Source organism: Bacillus sp. JJ1503 (genome assembly GCF_036965125.1).
GTDB lineage: Bacteria > Bacillota > Bacilli > Bacillales > Cytobacillaceae > Cytobacillus.
On record NZ_JBALOZ010000203.1, the window covers coordinates 1 to 2,799 of the forward strand.

Below are 2,799 nucleotides of genomic sequence, written 5' to 3' on the forward strand. Positions count from 1 at the left end.
CTCTAATAGAGATAAATTCAGGAAAATGTGGATTTACAACATCAAGGAAATTCCAAAATAAAAATCGCAATTTCTCAGTCTCCATTCAGAAATTTGTTAAAGAATAAATACTATTTTAATAATTCCTGAACAATCTTTGTTTTCCAAAACCCAAATCCTATCATAGCACCGAGCATATTGGATGAAATCATCAATGCCAAAACTTCCTCTTTTTGTTACTAATCCTCCTATTTTCTACAAAGTTATAAGCATAATAAGAAAGAAACAAAACATCCTGCTCTATAGTCCAATAGGAAAAGGGTTGCCTCAGCAACCCAAGCTTAAGACTCTTTATATAACGGGACTTTCCATTCCTTTTCTACTTCTTCATATCGTGTCACAGATAACAAATGTAAAGTGAATTCCTTAGGTATCTCTTTCATTCCATATATGGTAAGCGTCGTATTTGTCTTAAAACGACCATTTTCATCTGTCTCATCAAAAACGGACCTGCTGTGAAAAGCTTCATATGTCTCTCCCTTATCATCAACTATTGCCCATGATAATAGATCTGATGAAGGTACTTCCTTCCCACCCTTCATCTCAATGACTAAAACCTGTTCTGTTTCAACTGGAGGAAATGTCTTTTGCAACGAAAAGTCCGTCTGCATATCCACCTTTTTAACGGTGATAAAATTGCCTTCATATTCAAATGAAAGAGGATACTTTTTTAATTCTTTCGGGTTTACATTTATTGAAAAATTCGATGGGACCGTTTTTATCACCCCATCAAGTACAAATGTAAGCTGATCTTCCTGTTTTTGAGGAATAAATGATTCATTCCATTTCATATATCCAAGCTCCCCCGTATCTTCCCCAGTTCCTTGCATAAGCCCCGAATCACTTGGATGGCCTTGATCTTGGAAGATATTAACACGATACAAGGTCTTTCCACTCTTATTTTCAATATGATATTGAATGGCTGTACCGTAGTTTGGGGCAAATGTAAAATTATTTTTGTCCCCAATTGCATTTTCTAGCTCCTGAATTTGTGCTTCCACTTTTGCTTTTTCTTCAGCTGTGAAATACGTATCATACATAATTTCATTTGAAGATGGAGCAAATTGAACTTCTTTTAAGTGAATCCCTACCCCATTATCACTCGTCTTCTGATCATGTAAAACGAGCCTCGTTGTCATTTCCTTAATTTCTTTTAAATCGATCGGGATTTCTAATTGCCAGTTTCCTCTCGTTCCATTTAATTCTGTTAATTCAAACTTAATCGTAAGTGAATCGATTGATTCATGCCCACGTAAGGAAAATTCAATCAATCCATAATCTGAATCATTTATCCAACTCATTCCAAACCCTTCACCTTCAATTGGATTTCCATCTTGATCATAAGCTGAAATGACATTTTTCCCATCTCTAAATTCTAATTGAGGATTAAGTATTTTACCATTTTCCTTTACAACTTGATAAGATAACGCAACCCTTGAAGTGTCTGCTAATACATCTTCCACTTTAAAGGTAATTCTTTGATCCATTACTTCTTGGTCGATACGCTGCGTTAATCCTGATTCAGAAGCCATTCTTAAACCTTCATCAACTTGTTCTGTTGTAAAAAATCCACCAATCCATTCCGCAAAACTAGGATTTAAAGTGGTTGTTAATCCTACTGCAAGTACACAAGCAGCTACTATAAGCAACACCCGTTTCCATTTTTTCTTCTTTTTCTTATGTTCATATGGCTCAAGTTGATTCAAAACTTGATTTGTAAAATCATCAGGTAATGTTGGTGTCGTGAGCGTCTCCTTAATCAATTCTTGTTCTTCTGCGTACATCTTGATGACTTGCTGACATTCTTGACAAGTTTCTACATGTAATTGAATGATTTCATCGACTTGGTCAAACCCATCAAACCATTGTTCCAGTTTATCTTTCGTTGGACATTTCATGAAAATACCCTCCTTTTTCCTCTTTGATCGTTTCTCTTAATTTTTTCTTGGCACGATGGAGTTTATTTCTTACCGTCGCTAAAGAAAGACTCATGAATTCACTGATTTCGCTGTAACTTTGCTCATTTACATATCGGAGGAGAAGAATCATTCGTTCATCTTCTGGAAGGCCGCCAATTAGTTTTTCTAGTTGTCTATTTTTCTCTTTTTTTAAGAAGATCACTTCGGGATGATGGAAATCCTTGACATCATCTTCTCTTATTTCAACCTGTTCCATTTTAAAACGCTTCTTTCTGAATTCATCCATACAGTGATTGATGGCTACTCGATACATCCAACTGGAAAAAGAGCCTTTTCCATCAAACTTTCCAAGCTGGCGATAAATTTTGATAAAGGATTCCTGAACTAGATCAACTGCATCCTGCTGGTTTCCTGTCATTCTTAAAATGGTTGCATATAATGGATTTTTATATTTGTTAATAATTTGTGCGTAGGCTTGTTTATTGCCCGACAGCACTTCCTCTATCCTCTGTCTTTCTTCTTCCATTTCATATAAACCTCCTGCCTGCTCACTGATTAACTCTTTCAACAAGTATAACGGGTTTAACTTACAAATCATTTCACTTTTTCAAAAAAAGAAGAGGAAAATACAAATAGGGTACCCTTTATTTCTTAAAGGAGGGAAATCTCTAGTGTTACTTGAAATAAGGTTTGATCAAAAATACCTCACAAACCAGCATTCTACGACAAATAAAAAAAAAGCATTTTGAAAAAATCTTTATCAAGACCTAAATTATAAAAGTCATAAAAAATAAGGGGTAATACATATTACACATAATATGTATCATCCCTTTTACTTTTT

2 protein-coding genes are annotated in these 2,799 nt (G+C 34.8%); both read right to left on the bottom strand.

What is annotated here, in order from left to right; genetic code table 11:
• Positions 1-320: 320 nt before the first annotated feature.
• A complete protein-coding gene (locus V7149_RS15710) occupies positions 321-1,937 on the bottom strand; it encodes a DUF4179 domain-containing protein (protein WP_335346552.1) in 1,617 nt (538 codons plus the stop codon).
• Positions 1,915-2,484, bottom strand: coding sequence for an RNA polymerase sigma factor (locus tag V7149_RS15715; RefSeq protein ID WP_335346553.1), 570 nt, complete (start codon positions 2,482-2,484; stop codon positions 1,915-1,917). Before V7149_RS15715 ends, V7149_RS15710 begins: the two co-directional genes overlap by 23 nt.
• Between the last annotated feature and the right edge of the window lie 315 nt (positions 2,485-2,799).